The sequence below is a fragment of the Nitrospirota bacterium genome, from assembly GCA_035873375.1.
Taxonomy (GTDB): domain Bacteria; phylum Nitrospirota; class Thermodesulfovibrionia; order Thermodesulfovibrionales; family JdFR-85; genus BMS3Bbin07.
This window is the reverse complement of record JAYWMQ010000055.1, coordinates 25618-49784: the sequence shown is the minus strand read 5'-3', so window position 1 is coordinate 49784 and position 24167 is coordinate 25618. Positions and strand designations below refer to the sequence as shown.

The following is a 24167-nucleotide window of genomic DNA, read 5'->3' as shown; positions in this document are numbered from 1 at the left end:
AGATAGGTCAGATAGGTCAGATAGGTCAGATAGGTCAGATAGGTCAGATAGGTCAGATAGGTCAGATAGGTCAGATAGGTCAGATAGGTCAGATAGGTCAGATAGGTCAGATAGGTCAGATAGGTCAGATAGGCCGCCTTCCTCAATAAAACACCTTAAAAAGCACGAACGTGATCAGTGATCCCATGAGTGCGCCCAGAATAACCTCCCATGCATTATGGGCCTTGACTGAAAGCCGGCTCTGGGCGATTGCCACGGCAGTGATAAAGGTCAGGATCGAGATTATGTAGTTCTCACTGATGTAAGTCGCAGATACCCATACGGAGAATGACAGTGCGGCATGTCCGCTTGGCATTCCACCTCTCAGGGGATGTCCCTTGCCAAAATGTGCCTTGGTTATCACCACCAGGATCAGGACTATGACCAGGGCAATGATTGCGATATCCTCACCTGTATGTTTTGCGATATGCAGACCTTCGGAGAATGTTTTTTTTATGTAAGGGGCAAGTATGCTATATCCGATGATAGAGGCCCCGAAGGCCGTAATCAGGACTGCTCCGGCCGCAATATCCTTTGCCACCCTGGCTTTCTCGCTCTTCTGGGGCGAAATGATATCCACAGTCACCTCCAAAGCCGAGTTCAGCATCTCTGCAAGGATTACCATAACTGCAATAAGTGAGATCAGGATAAACTCGTCCCTGTTGACTCCAAGAATGAAACTCAAAATTAATATCCCGGAGGCTGCCAGGAGGTGGAATCTCACATGCCGCTGTGTCCTTGCCGCATGCAGGACACCTTCTATAGCATGATTTGCGGAATTAACCCATTTTCTTAAGGGCATCTATAAGCTCCAGTTCTTTTTTTCTCATCTTTCCTGCCTGGTATGCATTTACCTCATGGTCGTATCCGATAAGGTGCAGGAGGCCATGAATTAAGAGAAAGGTGAGTTCTTCATAAAAGGTGTTGCCGTGTTTCCTTGCCTGTTGGGCAGTCCTGTGAAGGTTTATGACTATATCCCCCAGCAGGATTTCTCCAGGAAGGGTTTTTAAACCCTTCCGGATATCTTTCACTGAATTATACAGCGGAAAAGAGAGGATATCCGTTGTCCTGTCAATGGACCGGTAGACCCTGTTCAACTCCTTCATCCTGCGGTCGTTAACAAAGACAATGCTCAGTTCAACCCTGTCAATATCCAGTATTTTACCGAGCTGATTTAAGAGACGGGTCACTCTTCTCTGGTTGATCTTTACCTTTTTCTGGAGATTTTTTATTAGAATCTTCATCCGGAGTGGGCACCTCAATCCTGATGTTTTTGTTACTAAGAGTTACTTCTTCTCCGGGTACAATTTTCTCTTTTTTCTTCTCTTCAAAATTGAACCCCGGATACTCGATCCTCTTGTGCAGGATACCGGTCAGGACATAGGTGAATTTTTTCTTTATGATGGATATGTCCTTCAAAGTCAGTTCACATTCGTCCAGTTGTCCATCAAGGAATATATGATTAACTATCGTGTCTACCAGGGATTCTATCCGTGCCGGTGTAGTGTTCTGAAGTACCCTTGATGCTGCTTCAACAGCATCGGCAAGCATCACAAGCGCAGCCACACGGCTCTGGGGCTTTGGGCCCTGGTAGCGGTAATTTTCCTCAATCGGTTCCCCGTTTTCGGATTCTCTGGCCTTCTGGTAAAAATATGTCATGAGGCAGGTGCCGTGATGTTGCTGGATGATGTCCACAATGGGTTCGGGGAGTTTATATTCCCGTGCGATCTCCACACCTTCTTTCACATGGGCCATCAGTATCATGCTGCTCATATGCGGGGTTATCCTGTCATGCCTGCTGACAGTACCTTTCTGGTTTTCCACGAAGTATTCAGGCATTTTCATCTTGCCGATGTCGTGATAATAAGCGCTTACCCTTGCAAGCAGGGGGTTTACTCCGATATCCTCGGCAACTGCCTCAACGAGGTTTCCCACTATAATGCTGTGATGATATGTTCCGGGAGCGGCTATCAGCAGGTTTTTCATTATGGGCTGGTTGAGGTCAAGCAGCTCAAGCAGTGTAATGTCAGTGGTTACCTTGAAGAAATACTCGATAGCAGGCAACATAAGGGAGACCACGGCAGAGACTACAATGCCGGATGTAGCAGCGTAGAGGAGGGCTATGGGTGCATAGTCGTCAAACAGCCTGTTGGTAAAAAGGAGAATGCCTATGAGAGTGAATACATTAATTGCGCTGACATAGACCCCACTCCTCAGTATATCGGTCCTCTTTTTGCATTTCATGATGCTGAATGCGCCCACAAGGCTGCCCACAAAGGCATAAATGGGATACAGGGGTTCCCCTGTCCATAGTCCTGTAAGGAGGCTGACTATGAACGAGAAGATAATGGCAGTGTGAAAATCAAAGATGAGAGCTACCAGTATGGCGCCTGCAGCGATAGGCATCCCGTAAATTGCGGTTCCTGAGGGGAAGAGGCCTAACCCGAGGGTGAAGTGCCGGAAGAAGTACTGAAAACTCCTGCCGAGTACGAGCGTTAGTATAACAAGGGAGCCCAGGAGGAGAAGCAGCCTGTATTTCTTTATATAATCAGGCTTGTAACGCAGTATATCCCTGTAGAAGATCAGGAATAAAAGGCTTGTTATAAAGAAGCCGCCGATTATATGCTGAAGTCCGAAACTCCCCTGGACAGTAAGTGATGCAGCGAGTCCGAACAGGAGAATCATTGATAGTTTTACGGCATGGCTTCTGTTAAAATTCCTTGTATAACTTTTGCCTATCTTCCGGATTGTCGGTTCTTTTTTCTGTCCGTTTCTCAAATCTCTCATATGCTTTTATTATATCCTGTACAAGTCTGTGTCTTACTACATCTCTTTCAGTGAAATAGATGAGCTTTATCCCCTCTATGGAGGATAGTATTTTTTCCGCCTCTATCAGTCCCGAGGTCTTTCCGGACGGGAGATCTATCTGTGTGATATCCCCGGTTATAACTGTCTTTGAATTGAACCCAAGGCGTGTAAGGTACATCTTCATCTGTTCAGATGTGGTGTTCTGGGCCTCATCAAGTACTACAAATGCATCATTGAGTGTCCGTCCCCTCATATAGGCAAGGGGTGCAATCTCTATTATACCTTTTTCTATAAGTCCGGTTGCCTTTTCAAAGTCCACCATATCATAAAGGGCATCATACAGGGGCCTGAGATAGGGGTGAATCTTTTCATATAAATCCCCCGGCAGAAAGCCCAGCTTCTCGCCTGCCTCAACAGCGGGTCTTGTGAGCACTATGCGGCTCACTTCCTTTTTCAGTAATGCATTTATAGCCATGGCCATAGCAAGGTAAGTTTTGCCTGTTCCGGCAGGTCCGATGCCGAATACGATGTCGTATGTCCTGATGGCCTCTATATACTTCCTCTGGGCCTCGGTCTTGGGAATAATGAAACGTTTCTTTGATGAAACAGGGATGTGGTTCAGAAAGAGATTTTTGAGGGACGTTTCCTCCCCCTTTGATATGGCATTAATGGCAAACCTTATATCGTCCGGTTTAAGGACATAACCCTGCCGGTTGATATCCTTGATCTCTTCAACTAACTTCTTTGCCTTTCGGGTTGCTTCTGCAGGCCCCTTTATAAATAGTTTGTTTCCCCTTGCGCTGATGAGGACACCAAGACTGTCTTCAATAAGTTTAAAGCTTTTATCAATTCCCGAGTAGGAAAAGTCCGCCTCGTTATCAGTCTCTATCTCGATTTCCAGAATTACGCTTTCCATATCCCTATCTTTCCGTCTTCAAGACCAGGGTCTTCAATTTTTCAGCCCTTGTAAGTTTTATGGCTGCAGTTTCAGCAGACTTCCTTGCCTTGAATCTGCCCACCCATACCCGGTAAAGGGTTCTGTTTTTCCCGGCTGAAGTGACTTTTACACTATACCCCTTTCTTTTGAGCTGATTCTTCAGTTTTTCAGCCTGCTGTTTGTTTCTGAAGGCGCCAACCTGAATTGTGTAATACAGGGAGGTCTTTTTTCTGACTTCTGTCTTCTTTTTCCCTGGAGTTCTTTCAGCACTGCCTTTGCTGTTATTCCTGTATATCTTCTCCTTTCCTGCCCCGGCTTTAGCTGCAAGGGCAGGGGGGGTATCCTTGTTCTTCCTGCTTTCTATGGCTGGGGTAGGAAGCAGGTCGTCTGCCTGCAGGCTTTTATCCTGCAGGGATATGTCACGGGCCTTTTCATCAGGTACTGTCAGGGTATTCATTGACATGAGGGCAGGTGGGGGCTCCATTTGGCTCTTGCCGACAAAATATCCGAGTAAAAAGCTGAAGGCACTGCAGAGTGTTACGATCAGAATCAATATTGCCTTGCCAGTCATAAAATCAGCAGGGATTTTGTGATAGAATTTTGGATTCATAAAATAAGCATAGCATCACCATAGGAGAAAAATCTATAACCTGATGCAATGGCCTTTCTGTATGTCGTCAGTATCTTCTCTCTGTCAGCAAAGGCACTTGCAAGCATAAGGGGAGTGGATTTCGGCAGGTGAAAGTTTGTTATCAGACAATCAACTCCCCTGAACCTGTGCCCGGGATATATGAAGAGGTCGGTTGTCCCTCTTATGTTTTCAGACTCCTGAACTCCTGTGCCTGTCAGTGCCTGTCCTGAGCCTGATTCATGAACGGGGTGGTCGGCATTTTTTAATCTGCAATCCCTGTAATGGCCGCTCATCAGGGACTCAATGGTCCTTGTGGTTGTGGTTCCAACTGCAAAGACCCTTCCCCCTTCCTCTCGTCTCCTCCTTATCAGGTCTGCAAGCCCGGGTTCTACCTCAAACTCTTCAGGCTCCATCCTGTGATTCCCGATATTCGGGCTTTTTACAGGCATGAACGTTCCGATGCCGACATGCAGGGTAAGCTTTTTTATAATCACACCCATTGATCCGAGTTCCTTCAGGAGTCTTTCTGTAAAGTGGAGGCCTGCAGTAGGCGCAGCAATAGAGCCCTCTTTTGCTGCATACACCGTCTGATACCAGCTCCTGTCTCTCTCATCAGGCCTCCTTTTAATGTAAGGCGGAAGCGGCATATTGCCGTATCTCCAGATGAAGCCCTCGACGTCTCCGGTATTAAACCTTGCAGAGCTTCCTTCAACTATCTCAGCCTCAACCCCTCCGTCAAAATAGGCCTTGCCGGTGTATCTGCCCTGTGAGAGGATAGAAAAGCTGTTGTCAGCGGCCTTTTTGACCAGGAGTATGTCGATTTTGCCGCCCGTGGTTTTTTTGCCCGAAAGTTTTACAGGGGTTACCTTTGAATTATTGAGTATAAGAAGATCACCCTCTCTGAAATAGGATTTGATATCAGTGAATAGCCTGTCTTCAATGCAGCCGTCTTTTCTGAGGACCAGGAGCCTTGAAAAGTCCCTCTTCAGGACAGGTTCCCTTGCTACAAGCTCCTCCGGCAACTCAAAATCAAAACTGTTCAGCTTCATAATAGGGTTTCAGTCTTTTTTCTGACTTAGCGGCATGAATTTATCGTCCAGTTTTATAACCGTTCCCGGGTAATAGAAGGAGAGTATCTCCTTGTAGGTTTTTCCATCCTTTGCCATCTGCTGGGCCCCCCACTGGCAGAGCCCGACACCGTGGCCATACCCCTTGCCGTCAAAGATAAATGTATTGCCATTTTTTCTGAGACTAAACCAGGTGCTTGGAAGGGTCTTCCAGCCCAGAAACCTTCTGAGGTCTTTTGAGGGTATCACCTTTGTCCCATTTTCAGTAATAAATGTCAGATCCTTAACTCGTCCGGTTTTTGTATAACTGCTTATCCTGATATCCTTGAGTCCGGAGAGGCCAAGTTTTTTTTCGATCTTCCTTATACTGAGCCGTCTCTGCCAGATCCAGTATGAAGAGATTGAGCAGTCGGAAGAGACTGATTTCAGGTATGGATAAGCCCTTCCGAATACCTCTTCTGCCACTTCTGTTTTACCTCCGCAGGTGGAGTGATAAAAGGCCTCGATCGGTTCACCGTTGTAGGTCAGGATTTCGCCCCTTGTCTGCATGACGGCATAGGAAACCCCACTGTCGGAGTTATCGCCCCTGTAAAGCTGGTGGAGTGTGGATGATGTGAGGTGGTACAGCCTGTTGGTGCCCTTCTGTATGTACTTTACAGCATAGGTCCTTACTATGACGGCCTGTGCCTTTAAAGCCTCCATCTCCCAGCCGTCGGCAACCTCTGAGAGGACGACGCTTCTGACATAATCTTCAAGAGGCACCTCATTTATGAGATAAAGCCCTTTCTCCCCCTTCCATATCTCGATGTTGCCCAGGTAACGGACACCACTGACAAGCAGCTCGCCCTTGAAATTCCCTATCTTTTTGATGGTTGTTTCAGTATCAGGAGTTGTTGAAAAACGTTTATTGAGTATAAGAACCCGTATGTCCCTGGCATGAGCCACGGAAAGGGAACTCAAGACCATGATAACTATAAATACTATTGCTTTCATCCACTTCTCCATCACTTCTCCACCCCTCCATCACTCCCTAACTCGTATACCTCTCCATCTCTGAGTATATGCAGCCACAGTATTTTTGCCTGTAAAGACCCAGCTCCCTTGAGAGCTTTACGCCGTCCTTCCAGCCGGGCCTGAAGTCCTCGATGAAGAATTCAATATTATACTTTTCCTGAAGGCTCTGTCCTGTCTCTACAATCATGTCAAATTTCTGATAGGGACTGACAAGGAGGCTTGTTGTAAAACCATCCAAGCCGAGTTCCCGGGCCTTCCTGGCTGTCTTCTCGAGACGGACCTGATAACAGTATGAACAACGGCTATCCTCCCTGTAGGCGACCTCCCTTACGAATTCCCTCAGCCCATAATCTTCAATGTACTGAATATCGAGTTTCCAGGATTTCTGCAGTTCCCTGAGGGCATCAAGCCTTGCACTGTATTCAGTGAAGGGGTGGATGTTTGGATTGAACCATAACCCCTGGACCTCTATGCCCCTGTCTTTAAGCGTTTTCAGTGGATAGAGTGCACAGTTGGCACAGCATATATGCATAAGGAGGTGCATTAGTCTACTGATATTTAGTATAATTTCTTTTGCACTATTATATCAATTCATTTCTGTAGTATATGAGAAATTAGAGCCCGGATTCACCGATAAAAACCTCAAACATATTGCTTCCAACAACCATTTATCCCTGGTTTTGGATAGAAGGATGTGACAACAAAAAAGGTTTATGTGATGCGTACTAATAAAAAAAACCTGATTGCCATTATTCTGTGTCTGGTCTCGTTTCTTGGTACAGCAGGCACAGTCAGGGGTTTTGAGGTCCCCCTCAATATAAGAAATAGCTTTCCGCTCTTTCTTGCAATTGGAAGTCCTTCAATTATATCTGCCGAGACTGAAAACTCCATTGGCCTCAATCTCATGTATTCAAGTACCTATCTTGTTAAAACATCAGGAGACTGGTCCTTTAACCTTGATTTAGAGGCCGCAATTATGGATATTCAGATAAAAAGGCTTTTTTTTGGTGATTCGTTTGAACTAAGTCTCGACCTTCCTGTTATAAGTTTTAACAGCGGGTTTCTGGACGGATTTCTGGAGTCTTATCACAGTGCCTTTGGATTTCCTGATTATGGCAGGAGTAACAGGCCCCCTAATGATTTCCTGTTTGAGGTCACTCATAACGGCAGGACGGTTGTTGCCGGTAAATCCGGAGAGATAGCCTTAGGTGATATAAGAATGGGAATTAAAAAGGCAGTTTACGTCAAAGACCCTTATGTGAGTATCTACGGTTTTGTCGAATTTCCAACGGGTGATCCGGAAAGCGGTTACGGAAACGGAGCCCTGGATACAAGTGTTGCCCTTCTCGTAAATAAAGGCATTGGTGACAGGCTCATGACATATTTTAATGCAGGGGCTGTTTTTACTGACAGTTTCAGGGGTGAAGAGACGATCGACCTTGAGGACTATCTTTATGGTGCAGTGGGTGTGGAGTGGCTTTATTCCGGAAGTCTTTCGCTTAATACCCAGTTTTTTATTCAGGGTTCGCCTTTTAAGAATACAGGCATCAGGGCCATAGATGAAGTTGCTACGATTCTGAGCCTTGGCGGCAGATACCGGATTAATCCCGGAAGATTCCTGGAATTTTCCTTCTCGGAAGATACAAATACCGCAGGAGCCCCTGATTTTATGGTTGGATTTGGATACAGGTATAAATTTTAATTCTTCAGAGTCTTCCCGAACGTATAATCGAATAAAGCAGCCAGAGCCCGAGCATGAAGGCCATCAGGAACCCTGCAAGACCCAGCAGTGGTATGTCAAAGACACGGCCACCTGTCTCCGAGAGGGTAAGTATGGCAGAGCTCAGGATAATGGCTGCAATAACAATACTGAAGGCGAGGCGGTTGGTTGAGCGGTCGATATCCCTTATAAGGCGGTCGAGCCCCAAAGGGGTCATCTTTATATGGAGGTCGTCCTTCAGGGCCTTTCTCATGAGGATTCTCACCTGTTTTGGTGTGGTTGTTGCGAAGTCCGTCAGGTCTTTGATCTGCTTTTCCATCTGTTTGTAGATTTTCTTCGGGTTATACCTGCTTTTTATGAGGCGCGATGCGTAGGGTTCTGCAATACTTATGAAGTTGAAGTTAGGGTCAAGCTCCCTGCCGATACTGTCGAGTATAAGCATGCACTTGTTGAGCAGCAGCAGATCCGAGGGTATCTTCATGCGGTGTTTTATGGCAACGTGCATCAGGGTGTCAAGGTACTGGGCAATATTTATCTCGGAGATTGTGAGGTCATAAAGGGGAATGAGGAAGTCTATAATATCAGCCTTGAATTCCCGTTTAAACGCCTCTATATCTACATCTTCCGTGACGAGGCCGAGGGCTATATACTCATCGATCAGGGAGTCGAAGTCTTTTTTTACAAGGGCTACAAGGGCTGAGGCAATGCTTTCCATCATATCAGGGGAGAGCCATCCGATAATACCGAAATCCACAAGGCCCAGGCGTCCGTCGGGCATAACAAACAGGTTGCCCGGATGGGGGTCTGCGTGAAAAAAACCGTCCTCAAGAAACATCTTGAAATAGGCAGCCACTCCTATTCTGGCGATCTCGGTCCTGTCAAGGCCGAGACGGGTTATGCCTTCAATGTCATCAATCCTGACGCCTTCTATCCGCTCCATTACGAGGAGCCTCTTTGAGACGAGGTCCGGGAATATCGAGGGTATAAAAATGTGAGGATGTCCTGCAAAATTCCTGCGGAACCTGGAGGCGTTTTTCCCCTCTTCCGTGAAGTCGAGTTCCTTTCTGATAGTCTTTGAAAACTCTTCAACAATACCCGTGGGATTAAAGAACTCTGTTTCCGGAATATATTTCACCATCCGGGAGCTGATGGCCTTCAGGATAATAATGTCTGTTTCTATTATATCGCTGATATCGGGTCTCTGCACCTTTATTACAACAGGGGTTCCATCCTTCAGGGTTGCATAATGTACCTGGGCGATAGAGGCTGCAGCAATGGGTGTTTCATCAATGCTTTCGAAGTGATCCTCAGGAGAAAGCCCTAAATCTTCCTTTATGGTTTGCCGTACATGGTGGAAAGGAAAGGGAGGCACTTCGTCCTGCAGTTTCTTGAATTCATCTGCGAAGGGTTTTGTTATGAGGTCGGGCCTTGATGCAAGTACCTGTGCCAGCTTTATGAAAGAAGGGCCAAGTTCTTCAAAGGCGAGCCTTAATCTTGCAGGGATTGTGTGCCCGGCTAACTCGGGTGGTGCGCCGAGAATCTTCAGCCTCTTCCTGAATGGTACTACCCTCTGGAGGTTCAGCTGTTCTATGAACTGGCCAAATCCGTGTTTGAGGAATACATTGACAATCTGGCGGATCCTGCTGATGTTCCTGTATGTTCTTTTTAACCTGAGGAATTCAAGGAGCATTAAGTGCCTTTCTGCTCAGACCCTTCAATGGTAGCTTCAAGCTTTTTGACCCGCGTAGAGAGCGCCTTAATCTTCTTGTTTAAATCCTCAATATTTTCCTTTGTGGGGAGGTTCATCTTCTCAAGCGTCTTTGCAAGGACATCGGATATGCTCTTCGTCAGTTCGTCGGAACTCTTTTCCGCCTTCTCAGACCACTCCTTCACAAGCTTTGCCCCCTGGGTTTCACTCAATTCACCCTTTTTTACGAGTTCATCAATCGATTCCTTTATCTTTTCCTGAACTCCAAAACCGGCAAGTAATGCATTCCTGACAACATCGAAAATTGTCATAAAACCTCCTTTCCATTACGGCTTAAATTAGGGTTAATAAGGTTATAATTTATGGGGCATGGGGGTAGGTCATTAATATCCTGATTCCCTGAAATTACCCATTGCCCCGCGTGGCCTTTATTATATCGTACACTTTATCGAGGACAGAATCAAGTTTTTTCACCTCTTTGATGCCACCCTGAGCCATGTCCGGCCTGCCACCCCCCTTGCCGCCTGCAAGGGCGGAAAGTCTTTTTACAATCTCTCCGGCATTATAGTGGCCCTTCAGGTCCTTTGTTATCATGCAGACTATGGCAGCCTGGCTGTCAATTGCTGATGAAGCTATAATGATACCCGACTGAATGCGGTCCTTTATGTTATCTGCCAGCAGACGGAGTTCCTTTGGATTAAGGCCATCCTTTCTTGTCTTTATGACCTTTACACCATTCAGTTCCTTTGCCTCTTTCAGCGCCTCTGCAATTGCATCGCTTGAGGTGCCAGTCCTGAGTTTCTGAACCTCCTTCTCGAGTGCTTTCATGGCAGAGAGGAGTTTTTCCGTCTTTTGCAGGGGTGTTTCCGTCTTCAGCAGCTCTTTTATCGAATCAAGTTCATATGCCTTCTGTCTGAAGTATTCAAGGGCTTCACTTCCGGTTAACGCCTCTATCCTCCTGACGCCAGAGGCAACACTTCCTTCCGAGACAATTACAAGGAGCCCTATCTCACCTGTTGCCCTGCAGTGTGTGCCGCCGCAGAGCTCCCTGCTGAAGTCTCCTACTGAGACGACCCGGACGGTTTCTCCGTACTTTTCATCAAAGAGGGCAACCGCCCCGGTCTTCATCGCCTCTTCAATGGACATGACATCTGTCCGGACAGGGAGATTGTCGAGGATTGTTTCGTTTACTATATCTTCAATCTTCTTTATCTCGTTTTTTTGCAGGGCATAGAAGTGTGTAAAGTCAAATCTCAACCTTTCAGGGGTTACCCATGAGCCTGCCTGCCTGACATGCTCACCAAGAACTATCTTTAATGCCTTGTGCAGGAGGTGGGTGGCTGTATGGTTTCTCATGGTAGCCCTTCTTTTCTCTTCATCAACACTGCAGGTAACCCGTTCCCCTTTTCTGACCTTTCCGCGTTTTATTTCTACGCGATGCACGTGAAGGCCATGAACCGGTTTTTTGGTGTCAAGGACCCATACATGGGCTTCTTCCGTATCCATTATGCCGGCATCGCCCGCCTGGCCTCCGGACTCGGCATAAAACGGCGTCTTGTCAAGGATTATCTCTCCCTCTTCACCCTCTGCCAACTCCTCCACTGGACGTCCTTCTTTGATCAATGCCTTAATTAATGCTTCAGTTTTTAAAGTGTTATAGCCCGTGAATTCCGTTTCACCGGTCTCTTTGACGATTTCAGCATAGACAGAGGTCAGTGCACGATCTTCCGCACTCCATACAGCCCTTGCCCTATTGCGCTGCATCTCCATCTCCCGCTGAAACCCCTCTTCATCGATGCTTAAACCTGCATCCATTGCAATATCCCGTGCAAGGTCAAGGGGAAAGCCATATGTATCATAGAGTTTGAAGACCTCTTCACCGGGAATAACTGTTTCTCCCTCTTTTTTTATCTTTGCAATAACATCATCAAGTATATTCATCCCGAGCTCAATTGTCCTTGTAAAATTTTCTTCTTCAATCCTGAGGAGTTTTTGGGTCCTCCCTCTTTCATCTGTGATTTCCGGATAGAGGTCGCCCATTGAGTCAATAACAGGGATGACGATTTTATAAAGACACGGTTCATGCAGGTTCAGAAGCCTTGCATGTCTTGATGCCCTGCGGATTATCCGTCTGAGCACATAACCCCGTCCTTCATTTGAAGGTACAACACCTTCAGAGAGCAGGAAGGTTGTTGCGCGGACATGATCGGCTATCACCCTGATGGATGCGTCTGTGTCCGGAGAAGCTCCGTATTTTATACCTGAAAGAGTGGATATCTCCCTGATGATAGGTTCAAAGAGGTCAGTGTCAAAGTTATTCAATTTGCCCTGAAGTACTGCCGTGATACGTTCAAGCCCCATTCCCGTATCTATGCTTGGATGCGGCAGAGGTGTAAGGTTCCCCTTTTCGTCCCTGTTGTACTGCATGAAGACGAGGTTCCAGAGTTCAAGGAACCTGTCACAGTCACACCCGGGTGCACACTCCTTGCTGCCGCAACCCACGGATTCTCCCTGGTCGATAAGTATTTCGGAGCAGGGTCCGCAGGGTCCTGTATCAGCCATCTGCCAGAAATTGTCTTTTGCGCCAAGGCGGACAATCCTGGAGTGTTCAATGCCGGTTTCATCCTTCCATATCCTCTCTGCCTCGTCATCCTCTTCATAAACAGTGGCATAGAGTCTTTCCTTCGGCAGTTTAAACCATTCGGTCAGTAGTTCCCAGGCAAGGGATATAGCATCTTTCTTGAAATAATCTCCAAAAGAGAAGTTTCCGAGCATTTCAAAAAAAGTGTGGTGCCTTGCCGTATGTCCAACATTTTCGAGGTCACTGTGTTTTCCCCCTGCACGCATACACTTCTGACAGGAGGCGGCCCTCCTGTAATGCCTGCTCTCGATTCCGAGAAACACCCCTTTGAACTGTACCATTCCTGCATTGGTAAAGAGCAGGGTAGGGTCGTCATGGGGAACAAGGGGTGAGCTCTTTACAACCGCATGATCTCTTTCCCCGAAAAACCGGAGAAAACTCTCGCGTATCTCTCTACTCGTCATAAAAGTCCTTTGTTTTTTATATTTTGGCTGGCAAGCTAACAAGCCAGAAAGCAGACAAAACGACAAAATGCTCAGTCCTTTAATCCTTTAAGCTTTTAATCCTTTAAGTTTTTAAGCTTGTCAGCCTGTTTATTCTGCCAGCCCTATTATCCTTTAAGCTTGCCAGCCTGCTCGCTTGCCAGCTTGCCAGCCTGCTTATTTTGCAATTCCCGGCTCCGTACTCACTATCTCTGTGAGTTTGCCGTCTGTAAATCTCAGTATGGTCTTGAACATCCCGCCCCACCTGTCATATTCCCACTGGACTCTGTCCTTTCCGTCAGGTGTTGGTTTAAGGACTTTTACTATGGTTGGTGCCTCCCAGGCATATCTTACCTGCTGGAGTGTCATGCCGGTGACCACTGCGGCCTTTTTGATATGTTCCTGAATCTGTGGCGGGTAGTCCTTGATCTCCTCATAGGTGTATTTTATCGCCTTGGTGCAGCCGGCGAATAAGACAAAGACCAAGAAAGACAGCAGTAAAGACCTCTTCATAACGCAACCTCCTGATTTATGTCTAATATATTTACCATCACTCCAATCCTCCATCACTTCCTCACTCCAGATTCTTCCTCTCTCCATCCAAAACCCTCTTTATGGTCTCAAAGGAATGCCCTCTCCGCTGCAGCATACCGTAGAGCCTCCTCATCACCTTTTCTTTTGGAAGTCCTTTAAAGAGCTTGACCTTTTTCCGGACAAGCTCCTCGGCACTCTTTGTCTCGTCAATTGTATCAATGCCCGAAGAGTTAATAATATCCTCAGGTATTCCTCTTTTTTGAAGCAGGGCTCTTACTCCTCTTGTGCCAAGGCTTTTTCTATTAACGGCATACGATATGAGATCATCTGCCAGTGCCGGGTCATCAATAAGGCCGAATTCTTTTAGTGCCGAGACAGTTGTATCGATGGTGTCTTCTTTAAACCCCTTTCTCCTTAAACGGTCCCTGAGCTCCCTTTCACTCCTTCCCCTGATACTCAGGAGCCGTAAGGCATAGCCCCTGGCACTACTGGTGGAATCGCTCGATCGGGATGCCGCTCTTTGACCCTTGCTTTTGTTGTTCGATATCTTCATAGGTGAGGTCACTTGTCGACTGGATTCCTTTTACCTTAAGTGTAAAATCATCAGGGTTGGTCGCGCGCATCAGTGCCTCTTCATAGGTTATAAGCCCGGACTTGAAGAGATCGTAAATGGACTGGTCAAAGGTCTGCATTCCGTAATGAACCTTGCTCTTTGCAATAACATCAGAGATCATTTTTGTCTTGTCAGGGTCAAAAATACACTCTTTAATGGTCTCGGTTGCCATGAGTACCTCTACCGCAGGGACACGACCGCTGCCATCAGCCCTTGGCACAAGTCTCATGGAGACGATTCCTTTTATTACAGATGAAAGCTGAGTCCGTATCTGTTTGTGCTGATACGGGGGGAAGACCGCAATTATCCTGTTTACAGTTTCTGTGGCGTCAGTGGTATGTAGTGTGCTTAGAACAAGGTGTCCTGTTTCAGCGGCAGTGATTGCTGTTTGTATGGTCTCGAAATCTCTCATCTCTCCTACCAGTATGACGTCCGGGTCCTGACGGAGGGCGGCCCTCAGGGCCTTGCTGAAGGATTCTGTATCAGAGCCGACCTCTCTCTGGTTAATGATACTCTTTTTGTCCCGGTGGAGATACTCGATCGGGTCTTCAATTGTAATGATGTTATTCGTGCGGTTATTATTGATATGGTCAATAATCGCAGCAAGGGTGGTAGACTTGCCGCTGCCTGTTGTTCCGGTGACGAGGATTAATCCTCGGGGCTCGAGGGCTATTTTTTTCAGGACCTCCGGTAGGTTAAGCTCGTCCAGTGTAGGTATTTTCATGGGTATTACCCTGAAGACAAGGCCGATAGTTCCGCGCTGGATAAGTATATTGCAGCGGAATCTTCCGAGTCCCGGTACGCTGTAGGCGAGGTCTATATCGTGTCTCTTCTTGAACAGCTCCCTCTGGCCCGGACTCATGACGATAGTAGCCATCTTGAGGGCCTCTTCCTGTGTTATTCTCTGTATGCCTTGCAGTGGGACAAGCTCACCATGAATCCTCAGCACAGGTGGAGACCCTACCTTGATATGAAGATCGGAAGCCTGTCTCGAATAAGCCTCTTTCAGAAGTTCATTGATTTCCATTGTTCCTCCTGATATTAAAGGATTCGCGAACCTTGTCTTCAATCTCAAGTGCCATTTCAGGATTTTTTTTCAGGTAGTCCTTTGCATTTTCCCGTCCCTGACCTATTCTCGTGCCACCATAACTATACCACGCCCCTGACTTCTCGACTATGTCACCCTGTACCCCGAGGTCAATGAGCTCGCCTTCTCTGGAGATCCCCTCATTATAATAAATGTCGAACTCTGCCTGTTTAAACGGGGGTGCAACCTTGTTTTTCACCATCTTTACCCTCACCCTTCCGCCGATCATCTCCTGGCCGTTCTTGATACTGTCGATCTTTCTGATGTCAAGCCTCATGGAGGAGTAGAATTTCAGGGCCGTTCCGCCAGTGGTGGTTTCCGGATTGCCGAACATCACCCCGATCTTTATCCTTAACTGGTTGATAAAGACCACCGTGGTCAGAGACTTTGATATGGCTGCTGTCAGTTTCCTGAGGGCCTGGCTCATCAGTCTTGCCTGCAGCCCCGGGAGACTGTCTCCCATATCTCCCTCTATCTCCGCCCTTGGAACGAGGGCTGCCACGGAGTCAACAACTACAATATCCACAGCGCCACTCCTTACAAGTGCCTCGGTTACCTCAAGTGCCTGCTCGCCTGTATCGGGCTGTGATACAAGGAGGTCTTCAATGTTTACGCCTATTCTTTTTGCATAATTAATATCGAGGGCGTGTTCTGCGTCAACAAATGCAGCTACCCCACCGGTCTTCTGTGCCTGTGCTATGGCGTTCAGTGCAAGGGTTGTTTTTCCCGAAGACTCGGGTCCGTATATCTCAACAACCCTGCCGCGGGGAAATCCCCCTATCCCGGTTGCAATGTCAAGCCCGAGAGAACCGGTGGGGATACTCTGAATGCCCTCGACTACCCCCTTTGCCCCCAGGCGCATGATGGCCCCTTTTCCAAAGGACCTCTCGATCTGTGATATGGCCATTTCAAGGGCCTTGGCCTTGTCTTTATCCATCAATCCTCCTTCCCCAGGGTGGCTGAACAAAGCCTTTCATATTCAGCTCCGGTGGTTTTAAGTGTGCTTTTCATCAATAAGACCTCGGATACTTCTATTTTACCAAACTCCTTGTCTTTGCATCCTCTGATTTCCTTCAGCAGAGGTGGAAGTCCCTTTTGTGACTTCACCCTTGCAATGGTCAGGTGGGGCCTGAACTTTCTCGTTTCCCGCTCAAATCCGAGCAGTTCCATTGCCGACTCTATATTATTATACAAAAGATTCAACTCTTCAGACCTGTTAATTCCAACCCAGAGGACACGGGGTCTCGAGTAATCCGGAAAACCCCCCGCGCCTGCCACTGTCAGATTGAATTTCCTGTGGCATGAAGCAACAGATTCCAGGGATGCCTTTATCCTCTCCACGAGGTTTTCGTCTGTATTGCCCAGAAATTTGAGGGTGAGGTGAATGTGATTCCCTGAGAGCCACTTAACGTCCGGGGCAAGCTTTTTCAGACCTTTCATAAAGGCATCCAGCTCCTTTTTCATCTCCTCCCCGATATCTATAGCAATAAAACATCTCATTTACCACTTACCATTTACCACTTATCATTTGACATTTATCATTTACCACTTGCCACTTATCACTTGGCATTTATTATTCTTCATTTAACATTTAACATTTGCTGCCCTCTGTGGCTAAAATGTTTCATCCTGTCAATGCTGTCCATATTTGCCATTCCGGACTCAATATTTGTCATTCCGGACTCGATCCGGAATCTATTCTTTGATATCTCCCATCTTTCTCAACCTCAACCTGGTTTTTAAACATACCCTCGGCACTATGCTACTCCTTCCACAAGGAGTTTTAGTGCCGCAAGCGCTGCGCTTTCCTTAATCTCCCCTCTGTCCCCGGTGAATCTCATCTCCCTTGAAAGGGTTTGGGTTACGGTGCTTACCGCCATATATACAAGCCCCGCTTCTTTATCCTCAAGCACGTCAGGCCCAAGATTGCCGGTAGTTGAAAGTGAGCATGTTGTTCCTGTAAGCTGCCTTACCTTTTCAGCCATATCCCTTGCCGTCTCCTCACTCACCACTCCATGGGTAGAGATGATTTCAGGGGAGACTCCAAGGATTCTCTCCTTTGACTCAATTGAGTATGTGACAACTCCTGCCTCAAAAAAGGCACTTGCACCCGGAAGTGAAGTTATATAATGGCTGATAAGCCCACCCGTGCATGACTCGGCTATTGAGAGTGTTAACCCCTTTTCCCTGAAAATTTCATGTATCCCGGATACGACCTCTAAAGTTTCCCCCACTCCAGCCCTCCAGTTCTCCAACCCCCCAGGTCTTTTCTCACTCCATTACTCCAATCTTCAAGATTATAACCAAAATTAACCTCAATACAAGATTAGCATAAACCCCTGCAAGTATATCATCTATCATTATTCCGAGTCCACCCGGTATGCGTCTTTCGAGTTGTCTGATGGGGGTGGGTTTGAGTATATCAAAGGCCCTGAAGAGAAAAAATGCAAGAATGGCATTGGGTATGCTGAAGGGGACAAGGAAGACGGAGACGAGGTATCCCACAAACTCGTCCACCACAATATGTGAACTATCCTTCTCGTTCAGTAATTTTTCAGTCCTGTCTGATACCAGAACTCCTGCAACAAACCCAACGGGTATGATTATGGAGAGTGCCATGACATCCGGGCGGAAGAATATATAAGTCAGGCAGGAGAGGGCGCTTCCAACTGTGCCTGGCGCTACAGGCGAATAACCCAGGGGGCCGAGTGTTGCTATAAATTTAAATATATCATCCTTTTTCACTGCTCCATTATTCCATTACTCCACGTATTATCCCATCACTCCATATTTTCCCTTGGCTGGGGCGGGTGGATTCGAACCACCACATGGGAGATCCAAAATCTCCTGACTTGCCGTTTGTCGACGCCCCAAATATCATGAATTCATAAATAACAATAAATAACAGAGGTTAAGAAGCCTGCAAGGTCTGTAAGAATGCCGGGCAGTTGCCTGCGCATCTTTAATTTTCCGATAATATGCAGTCTATTGTCAAGGTTTAGAGTTCTATATTCAAAGGTCTATCTCCATCCCTCCAAGTTCTCCATCTCTCCAGATTCTCCATTTCTCCATTTCTCCATTTCTCCATTTCCTCCCTGCTCTTGTTGACAGTATAAGGGGACAAGTTTTATAATTTCATTCAAATCTCAGAAGGTGCAGGATACATCTTTATCTGACCTTGTTACTGTTGACGGAGGGTTGCCGGGAGTGTGGTAAGCTTGATTAAATCCTTTCTTAACTTTCTTGCAGCATTAAGTATAGTTTAAAACAAAATTAAAGATATTTGATGCAAGACAATATAAAAAGCATATTTCCTGAAGACGAAGAGGAGAGGACCCTCCTCGATTACTGGCGTGTATTGGTAAAACGCAAGCTACTGATAATCATACTCGTGCTTGTATCCGTCTTTGCCACTGCAATAATCTCCCTGTTTGAGACGAATATTTATCAATCAAAGGCTGTTATTGCACCGGTCAGTGATAAAGGAGGGAAAGGAAGAAGACTGGCTGCCCTTGCATCACAGCTTTCCGGTATGCCAAGAATTACCCTGCCGGGCTCGGCAAGCTCATCGGAAATTATTGCACTATTAAACTCAAATATCCTCAGGGAAAAGATTATCAGGAAGTATAATCTCTTGCCGGTGCTCTTTGATGAGCAGTGGGATGAGGGGAAAAAAGAGTGGAAAAAGGATGATTCTTTTAACTTTAACCCTTTCAAATTAATCGGAAGTATTGTTAAGGTAATCAGACCTGAGGACAAGGTAACGTCAAGGAAAGAAGAAGAGGAAGGGATTCCTTCTATCTGGGATGGGCTCAGGGCGTTTGATAATATGGTCAGAGTTAATGATAACATTAAGAACAACACGATTGTGATCTCAGTAGACTTTTATGACCCCGAAGAGGCAGCAGCGATAGTTGAAGATTTTTTGACAACACTTAACAGCCATATGAGTGAAGAAGCAAAAAGAGTGGCTAATACTAATAGAAAATATCTCGAGGATCAGTTGAAAAACACTTCGGATCCCTTTATAAAACAGAAGATATATAACCTGATAGCTCATCAGGTAGAGACGTCCATGATGGCGGAGGTAAAGGAAAACTTTGCATTCAAGGTCCTTGACCCTCCGATGGTGCCTGACAGAAAGATAAAGCCAAAAAGGTCCTTGATGGTGATGTTGAGTTTTTTGCTCTCACTGTTCGCAGGAATATTCCTTGCCTTTTTTCTGGAAAATATAGAGAGGGCTAAGAATAAAGATAGAGATAAAGATAAAGAGGTACATATAAAAACGGAGGGGGAGGATGTCTGAAGACAGAAGCCGAACGTTGAAAATCAGAAAAAGATCCTGCTTATATTCCGGATTCCATATTCCAGGCGCTGTATTCTGCATTCTGCTTGCTGTCTGCTTGCTATTTCCTTTTGCTGTACATGCAGACAATGGTAGTGCAGTATCACAGAAGCAAACAGAACAATTACAGAGACTCTCCCCTGCTCAGCAAGAGGCCATAGAGAGAGGGCTTGGCGTCACCGGAGGCGCACTTACCCCCGAAGCCGTAAAAACATTAAAGGAAATGCCTGAGTTTAAAGACCTGACTCCGGAAGATATAGAAAGGGGCAAAAAGCTCCTTGAGAAAAGGAAGACTCTTGTAAAAGAACAGAAGAAAGCAAAGAAGAGAGTTGGAGAAAAAAGGCGTGCACGTTCATTATTTGACAGATACAGAACTGTTGGAGCTTATCAAGGTATTTCAACTGACTTAAAACCATTTGGTTATGAGTTCTTCAGAGAGGCATTGCTGATGCCCCGCCAGGATATTTCTGTTACATCTGACTATATTGTAGGCCCCGGTGATGAAGTCAGGCTCATGCTGTGGGGCAGGATAAATGCACAGTACGTCCTTACTGTTGACAGGGACGGCAATATAAATATTCCGGAAATCGGCCCTCTTTCTGTCGTAGGCATGCGTTTTGCGGATATGAAGAAGTTTATTGTTCAAAATGCTGAACAGATAGTGGGGGCAAAAGCAAATGTTACAATGGGGGATTTAAAAAGCATCCAGGTCTTTGTGCTTGGCGAGGTTAAACGGCCGGGCAGCTATACCCTTGACTCGTTTTCAACAATAACAAATGCTATTTTAGCTGCAGGCGGTCCCACGGAGATCGGTTCCTTGCGGAATATCCGGTTGAAGAGAAACAACAGGACTGTAACGGTAATGGACTTTTACGACCTTCTGCTGAAAGGGGACAAGTCCCACGACAAAGTGCTCCAGTCCGGTGATGTCGTGTTCGTTCCTACTGTAGGGCCATTGGTCGGCATTGCCGGCAATGTTAAAAGACCTGCCATCTATGAGCTGAAGGGGAAATATGATCTTCAAAACCTTTTTGAACTTGCGGGCGGGATAATCCCGACTGCTTATACACAGCAGATACAGGTTGAGAGGATTCAGAAAAACGAGAGACAGGTAGTTATTGATATTGATGATAAGGACCTGACCAAATCAAAGGATGTCATGCTTCAGGACGCAGACCTGGTAAAGGTATTTTCAATAGTTGAAGAGGTGAAGAACGTTGTTTTCCTGAATGGAAACGTCAAGCGGGCCGGCAAATATGAGCTCAAACCCGGGATGAGGGTCAGAGATTTAATAAAGGATGAGAATGACCTGCTGAAAGAGACGTATTTTGGCTATGCACTGGTTAAACGGCTGACCCCTCCTGCCCTTGAAGTAAAGTTGATTTCCTTTGACCTCGGGAAAGTCATTTTTTATGATGATGCCGAAAACAATATTGAGTTGCAGCCGGAGGATTCAATTTATATTTTTTCAAAATGGTTTTTCCTCGAAAAACCATTTGTGACTGTTGAAGGAGAGGTAAGGAATCTGAAAACCGGCAGGGATTCCGGGGAAGTACTTGAAAAGTCAGCAAAGAATATCAGAACGAAATTAAAACTTGAAAATTTGAAGTCTGAACTCGAGAATTTGAAGTCTAAAGCTGAGGAGATGAAATTAAACGAAACAACGGATTTTGAAAAAATGAAGTTAGGGATTGAAGCAATGGAATTAAAGATCAGGAGGAAGGAATTAGAAGCAACAAAAACATCCGATAAGATCAAGCTCGATTTGATTAAAAACTTTAAAGTCCGGGATGCAATACTTTCAGCAGGAAATCTCACAAAGGATGCTTATCTCGAAAAGGGTGAGATTCTTAGGCGTGATGAAGATGGGGCAGTTTCGCGAATATACTTTAATGTCGAAAAAGCAATGGCTGAAGACCCGGAAGAAAATATCCTGCTCCAGGCGTCTGACAGAATAATCATCCATTCGATATGGGAAGAAAATTATAGGCAGACGGTTTCAATAGAGGGTGATGTTCTAAACCCCGGGGTATACGAGTTCACGGAAGGCATGAAGGTGGGCGACCTTGTCTTTGCATCAGGCAATGTCCTCGAATCTGCATATCTGGATGAAGTCGAGATATCCTCGCAGATTATAAAGGATGGCAAGAGCGTGAGGGAGGAGTATAAAACGATAAACCTGAGAAAGGCCCTCAGCGGTGACCCTGACCACAACCTTTCTCTAAAACCCTACGACAGGCTGTATATAAAGCGCATTTCAGAATGGCAGGAAGAGCTGTTTGTCACTGTTACCGGAGAGGTAAGATTCCCCGGCAAATATATTATTAAAAAAGGTGAGAGGTTGTCCGAGCTTATTGAAAGGGCTGGCGGGTATTCTGATAAGGCGTATCTGCGGGGCGCAGTTTTTATGAGGGAACGGGTAAGAAAGCTGCAGCAGAAGCAGATTGATGAGATGGTAGGCAGGCTCGAAAGGGAACTCCTGAGCACAGGAACAGCACAGATAGCAACTGCGACTTCCCCGGCAGAGGCGAAGATGATGAAGCTGGAGGCAGAACAGAAAAGACGGTTTATTGCAAAACTCGGTTCAGTCAGGGCTAAAGGCAGGATAGCGGTTCAGTTATATCCTCCGGATAAACTGAAAGAGACCTCATATGACATTGAACTCGAAGACGGCGATTCCTTATATATCCCCACGGACCCGATGACTGTTCAGGTAATAGGTTCTGTTTATAGCCAGAATGCCTTTGTTTATGAAAAGGACAAGAAAGAGTATAACTACTACATAGACCTTGCCGGTGGTTACACTAAAAACGCGGATAAGGATAGTGTGTATATACTGAAGGCCAATGGTGTTGCCTTGAAAGTAAGCAGTGGGTTCCTTGGTCTTTCATGGAACAGTGACAGGTTCAGGTGGGAGGCAGGCAGCGGAAAGGTGGAGTCAGGAGATACCGTAGTTGTTCCTGAGAAACTTGAAAGAGTTGCATGGATGCGAAACATCAAGGATATTACGCAGATACTGTATCAGATTGCTGTTTCAGCGGGGGTGGTGCTTGTTGCTTTCTAAAGGTGTGATAAATATTGTAATAGTTATAGTATCTGTTTTGCTGATTACCCAGGTCTCTGTGGCTTCCACAAACGTTCCTGTAGACGACGATACCTACGATGTCCTTCTCCGGCTGGAGGCAGAAGGGATTATCCAGAGTGCTCTGCTTGCAAGCAGACCTTTAAGCCGCAAGGAGGTGGCAAGACTGATACTTGAGGCGGAGAGGAATTCAGAAGGTAAAAGCCTTTTCATACAGCAGCTGGTTCAATCCCTGAAGAAAAGGTTCAGGGATGAACGTGGTGGAACGACACATATAAATATCGAGTATATAAAGCCTATTGACAGAGTTTATGCTAAGTATATTTACTCTGACAGCGATCCACAGGAGATAATCTATAACAACGATGGTGACAACTACAAAAAAGAGTCCAACGCAAGATTTGGCCTTATATCAAGGGCAGATCTCGGGAGGACCTCTTTTTTCATCAATCCAGAGGGAAGGTATTCTGATTCTGACAATGAGACAGATATAATAATGAAGAGGGCTTATGGCGTTCTGAGTTTTGCAGGCCTGGAGCTTGAGTTAGGCAAGGATTCACAGTGGTGGGGGCCGGGGCGTCATGGTTCCATACTGCTCTCCAATAATTCCGAGCCCATGAATATTATAAAAATTACAAATCCCCATCCCGTCCTTCTGCCCTGGATATTCAAGTATCTTGGCCCTTTTAATTTTACCCTGTTTGCAACAGAGCTTGAGAAGGAGAGGGTTGTGCCCAACCCGTATTTATGGGGGATGCGTTTTAATTTCAAGCCCATACCATATTTTGAGATAGGGCTCCAGAGAACAGCGCTTTTAGGTGGAGAAGGCCGTTCGGAAGACCTTAAAACGTGGTGGGATAGTTTTACGGGTAGGGGGGAGAACCCGGCAAATGATGTTGCGGGAGACCCTGAAGATGTTGAGGCAGGAGACCAGAGGATGGGCTGTGACATAAAGCTGACACTCCCTCTGAAATGGCAGCCATTGCAAATATACGCGGAGGCTGCCGGAGAAGACGAGGCAGGGGGACTGCCGACCAAGTGGGCATATCTGGGAGGTATTTATCTGCCGCGAATTCTTGGCCTTGAGAGGATTGATTTCAGGGCTGAATATGCAAACACTTATTTAAAGAATCTTCCGAATGTCTGGTATAATCATGATATTTACAGAACAGGCTATACATATAAAGGCAGGATAATAGGTCATCATATGGGCACTGACTCAAGGGATCTCTTTTTCGAAATGAGTTATCGTGTGCCTGAGATAAACGGCTGGGTTAAGCTCTCATATGATAAGGAGAAGCATAATTTGTCCGGCAGCATTAACCCCACCAAGGTTGAATCGTCGGTAGGTGTGAAGTTTGATGTGGGAGGGGGGGTGAGTATGGAAGGACGGTATATCTCCGGACGTTTAAAGGATTATGAAGACCTCTCTGATAAGGACAGCAGGATTAATCTGATGTCTTTTGAACTGAGTTATAATTTTTAGAGAGATTTGAATCCCTCAACTCAGGTTATAATA

Annotated in this window: 22 protein-coding genes and 1 tRNA gene; 4 read left to right on the top strand and 19 right to left on the bottom strand. The window is 46.1% G+C overall.

All coding sequences use genetic code 11. The annotated features are described in order from the left end of the window. Window positions 1–142 precede the first annotated feature (142 nt). From VST71_11815 to VST71_11780, 8 genes are read right to left on the bottom strand one after another with little or no spacing between them, the layout of a single operon-like run. Window positions 143–841, bottom strand: a complete 699-nt coding sequence (locus tag VST71_11815) for a diacylglycerol kinase (GenBank protein MEC4686406.1) — start codon at window positions 839–841, stop codon at window positions 143–145. Next, window positions 819–1283 carry an rRNA maturation RNase YbeY gene (ybeY, locus tag VST71_11810; GenBank protein ID MEC4686405.1) on the bottom strand — a complete coding sequence of 155 codons (465 nt, stop codon included), beginning with the start codon at window positions 1281–1283 and terminating at the stop codon, window positions 819–821. Before ybeY ends, VST71_11815 begins: the two co-directional genes overlap by 23 nt. Beyond that, a complete protein-coding gene (locus tag VST71_11805) occupies window positions 1201–2826 on the bottom strand; it encodes an HDIG domain-containing metalloprotein (protein MEC4686404.1) in 1626 nt (541 codons plus the stop codon). The genes ybeY and VST71_11805 overlap by 83 nt, the downstream gene beginning before the upstream one ends. Further along, window positions 2750–3763, bottom strand: a complete 1014-nt coding sequence (locus VST71_11800; GenBank protein ID MEC4686403.1) for a PhoH family protein — start codon at window positions 3761–3763, stop codon at window positions 2750–2752. The genes VST71_11805 and VST71_11800 overlap by 77 nt, the downstream gene beginning before the upstream one ends. A 4-nt stretch (window positions 3764–3767) precedes the next feature. Continuing rightward, a complete protein-coding gene (locus VST71_11795; GenBank protein ID MEC4686402.1) occupies window positions 3768–4394 on the bottom strand; it encodes an SPOR domain-containing protein in 627 nt (208 codons plus the stop codon). Continuing rightward, window positions 4391–5464: a tRNA preQ1(34) S-adenosylmethionine ribosyltransferase-isomerase QueA gene (gene queA, locus VST71_11790; protein ID MEC4686401.1), complete on the bottom strand. Its 1074-nt coding sequence runs from the start codon at window positions 5462–5464 to the stop codon at window positions 4391–4393. The genes VST71_11795 and queA overlap by 4 nt, the downstream gene beginning before the upstream one ends. Window positions 5465–5473: 9 nt before the next feature. Then, a complete protein-coding gene (locus VST71_11785; GenBank protein MEC4686400.1) occupies window positions 5474–6475 on the bottom strand; it encodes a SpoIID/LytB domain-containing protein in 1002 nt (333 codons plus the stop codon). Between the two features lie 37 nt (window positions 6476–6512). Beyond that, on the bottom strand, window positions 6513–7040 hold the full coding sequence (locus VST71_11780) for an epoxyqueuosine reductase QueH (GenBank protein ID MEC4686399.1): 528 nt from the start codon (window positions 7038–7040) through the stop codon (window positions 6513–6515). Window positions 7041–7214: 174 nt separating this feature from the next. On the opposite strand from VST71_11780, the gene VST71_11775 reads away from it, so the two are divergent. Continuing rightward, window positions 7215–8198 carry a DUF3187 family protein gene (locus tag VST71_11775; GenBank protein MEC4686398.1) on the top strand — a complete coding sequence of 328 codons (984 nt, stop codon included), beginning with the start codon at window positions 7215–7217 and terminating at the stop codon, window positions 8196–8198. 4 nt (window positions 8199–8202) lie between these two features. Here VST71_11775 and VST71_11770 read toward each other — a convergent pair whose 3' ends face one another. The 11 genes from VST71_11770 to VST71_11720 all read right to left on the bottom strand — a co-directional run bounded on the left by VST71_11770 (window position 8203) and on the right by VST71_11720 (window position 18094). Then, the gene (locus VST71_11770; protein ID MEC4686397.1) at window positions 8203–9906 is read right to left on the bottom strand and encodes an AarF/ABC1/UbiB kinase family protein; all 1704 of its coding nucleotides are present in this window, start codon (window positions 9904–9906) and stop codon (window positions 8203–8205) included. Continuing rightward, window positions 9906–10235 (bottom strand): phasin family protein, encoded by a 330-nt coding sequence (locus VST71_11765; GenBank protein ID MEC4686396.1) that lies wholly within the window; start codon window positions 10233–10235, stop codon window positions 9906–9908. The genes VST71_11770 and VST71_11765 overlap by 1 nt, the downstream gene beginning before the upstream one ends. A 94-nt stretch (window positions 10236–10329) precedes the next feature. Next, window positions 10330–12969 carry an alanine--tRNA ligase gene (gene alaS, locus VST71_11760; GenBank protein MEC4686395.1) on the bottom strand — a complete coding sequence of 880 codons (2640 nt, stop codon included), beginning with the start codon at window positions 12967–12969 and terminating at the stop codon, window positions 10330–10332. Between the two features lie 195 nt (window positions 12970–13164). Beyond that, a complete protein-coding gene (locus tag VST71_11755; protein MEC4686394.1) occupies window positions 13165–13500 on the bottom strand; it encodes a hypothetical protein in 336 nt (111 codons plus the stop codon). Window positions 13501–13561: 61 nt separating this feature from the next. After that, entirely contained in the window at window positions 13562–14074 is a 513-nt protein-coding gene (locus VST71_11750; protein ID MEC4686393.1) for a regulatory protein RecX, read from the bottom strand. Further along, complete coding sequence (locus VST71_11745) at window positions 14007–15161, bottom strand: PilT/PilU family type 4a pilus ATPase (protein ID MEC4686392.1); 1155 nt, start codon at window positions 15159–15161, stop codon at window positions 14007–14009. The genes VST71_11750 and VST71_11745 overlap by 68 nt, the downstream gene beginning before the upstream one ends. Further along, the gene (recA, locus tag VST71_11740) at window positions 15148–16158 is read right to left on the bottom strand and encodes a recombinase RecA (GenBank protein ID MEC4686391.1); all 1011 of its coding nucleotides are present in this window, start codon (window positions 16156–16158) and stop codon (window positions 15148–15150) included. Before recA ends, VST71_11745 begins: the two co-directional genes overlap by 14 nt. Further along, entirely contained in the window at window positions 16158–16721 is a 564-nt protein-coding gene (thpR, locus tag VST71_11735) for an RNA 2',3'-cyclic phosphodiesterase (protein MEC4686390.1), read from the bottom strand. The genes recA and thpR overlap by 1 nt, the downstream gene beginning before the upstream one ends. Before the next feature lie 257 nt (window positions 16722–16978). Next, a complete protein-coding gene (locus VST71_11730) occupies window positions 16979–17455 on the bottom strand; it encodes a CinA family protein (GenBank protein ID MEC4686389.1) in 477 nt (158 codons plus the stop codon). Window positions 17456–17492: 37 nt separating this feature from the next. Further along, complete coding sequence (locus tag VST71_11725) at window positions 17493–17966, bottom strand: phosphatidylglycerophosphatase A (protein MEC4686388.1); 474 nt, start codon at window positions 17964–17966, stop codon at window positions 17493–17495. Between the two features lie 53 nt (window positions 17967–18019). Next, window positions 18020–18094 (bottom strand) — tRNA-Gln (locus VST71_11720). 413 nt (window positions 18095–18507) lie between these two features. On the opposite strand from VST71_11720, the gene VST71_11715 reads away from it, so the two are divergent. The 3 genes from VST71_11715 to VST71_11705 all read left to right on the top strand — a co-directional run bounded on the left by VST71_11715 (window position 18508) and on the right by VST71_11705 (window position 24134). Next, window positions 18508–19527, top strand: coding sequence for a Wzz/FepE/Etk N-terminal domain-containing protein (locus tag VST71_11715; GenBank protein ID MEC4686387.1), 1020 nt, complete (start codon window positions 18508–18510; stop codon window positions 19525–19527). A gap of 97 nt (window positions 19528–19624) precedes the next feature. Then, window positions 19625–22630, top strand: coding sequence for an SLBB domain-containing protein (locus tag VST71_11710; GenBank protein ID MEC4686386.1), 3006 nt, complete (start codon window positions 19625–19627; stop codon window positions 22628–22630). Continuing rightward, on the top strand, window positions 22617–24134 hold the full coding sequence (locus VST71_11705; GenBank protein MEC4686385.1) for a capsule assembly Wzi family protein: 1518 nt from the start codon (window positions 22617–22619) through the stop codon (window positions 24132–24134). Before VST71_11710 ends, VST71_11705 begins: the two co-directional genes overlap by 14 nt. The last annotated feature ends 33 nt before the right edge of the window (window positions 24135–24167 follow it).

Excerpts from the sequence above, each read along its gene's own strand:
- VST71_11775 (MEC4686398.1), top strand. The coding sequence starts at position 7,215 with ATGCGTACTAATAAAAAAAACCTGATTGCCATTATTCTGTGTCTGGTC.
- VST71_11815 (MEC4686406.1), bottom strand. The coding sequence starts at position 841 with ATGCCCTTAAGAAAATGGGTTAATTCCGCAAATCATGCTATAGAAGGT.
- VST71_11715 (MEC4686387.1), top strand. The coding sequence starts at position 18,508 with ATGCAAGACAATATAAAAAGCATATTTCCTGAAGACGAAGAGGAGAGG.
- VST71_11800 (MEC4686403.1), bottom strand. The coding sequence starts at position 3,763 with ATGGAAAGCGTAATTCTGGAAATCGAGATAGAGACTGATAACGAGGCG.
- VST71_11805 (MEC4686404.1), bottom strand. The coding sequence starts at position 2,826 with ATGAGAGATTTGAGAAACGGACAGAAAAAAGAACCGACAATCCGGAAG.
- recA (MEC4686391.1), bottom strand. The coding sequence starts at position 16,158 with ATGGATAAAGACAAGGCCAAGGCCCTTGAAATGGCCATATCACAGATC.
- ybeY (MEC4686405.1), bottom strand. The coding sequence starts at position 1,283 with ATGAAGATTCTAATAAAAAATCTCCAGAAAAAGGTAAAGATCAACCAG.
- VST71_11765 (MEC4686396.1), bottom strand. The coding sequence starts at position 10,235 with ATGACAATTTTCGATGTTGTCAGGAATGCATTACTTGCCGGTTTTGGA.
- alaS (MEC4686395.1), bottom strand. The coding sequence starts at position 12,969 with ATGACGAGTAGAGAGATACGCGAGAGTTTTCTCCGGTTTTTCGGGGAA.
- VST71_11745 (MEC4686392.1), bottom strand. The coding sequence starts at position 15,161 with ATGGAAATCAATGAACTTCTGAAAGAGGCTTATTCGAGACAGGCTTCC.
- VST71_11785 (MEC4686400.1), bottom strand. The coding sequence starts at position 6,475 with ATGAAAGCAATAGTATTTATAGTTATCATGGTCTTGAGTTCCCTTTCC.
- VST71_11755 (MEC4686394.1), bottom strand. The coding sequence starts at position 13,500 with ATGAAGAGGTCTTTACTGCTGTCTTTCTTGGTCTTTGTCTTATTCGCC.
- queA (MEC4686401.1), bottom strand. The coding sequence starts at position 5,464 with ATGAAGCTGAACAGTTTTGATTTTGAGTTGCCGGAGGAGCTTGTAGCA.
- VST71_11770 (MEC4686397.1), bottom strand. The coding sequence starts at position 9,906 with ATGCTCCTTGAATTCCTCAGGTTAAAAAGAACATACAGGAACATCAGC.
- VST71_11750 (MEC4686393.1), bottom strand. The coding sequence starts at position 14,074 with ATGAAGATATCGAACAACAAAAGCAAGGGTCAAAGAGCGGCATCCCGA.
- thpR (MEC4686390.1), bottom strand. The coding sequence starts at position 16,721 with ATGAGATGTTTTATTGCTATAGATATCGGGGAGGAGATGAAAAAGGAG.
- VST71_11795 (MEC4686402.1), bottom strand. The coding sequence starts at position 4,394 with ATGAATCCAAAATTCTATCACAAAATCCCTGCTGATTTTATGACTGGC.
- VST71_11780 (MEC4686399.1), bottom strand. The coding sequence starts at position 7,040 with ATGCACCTCCTTATGCATATATGCTGTGCCAACTGTGCACTCTATCCA.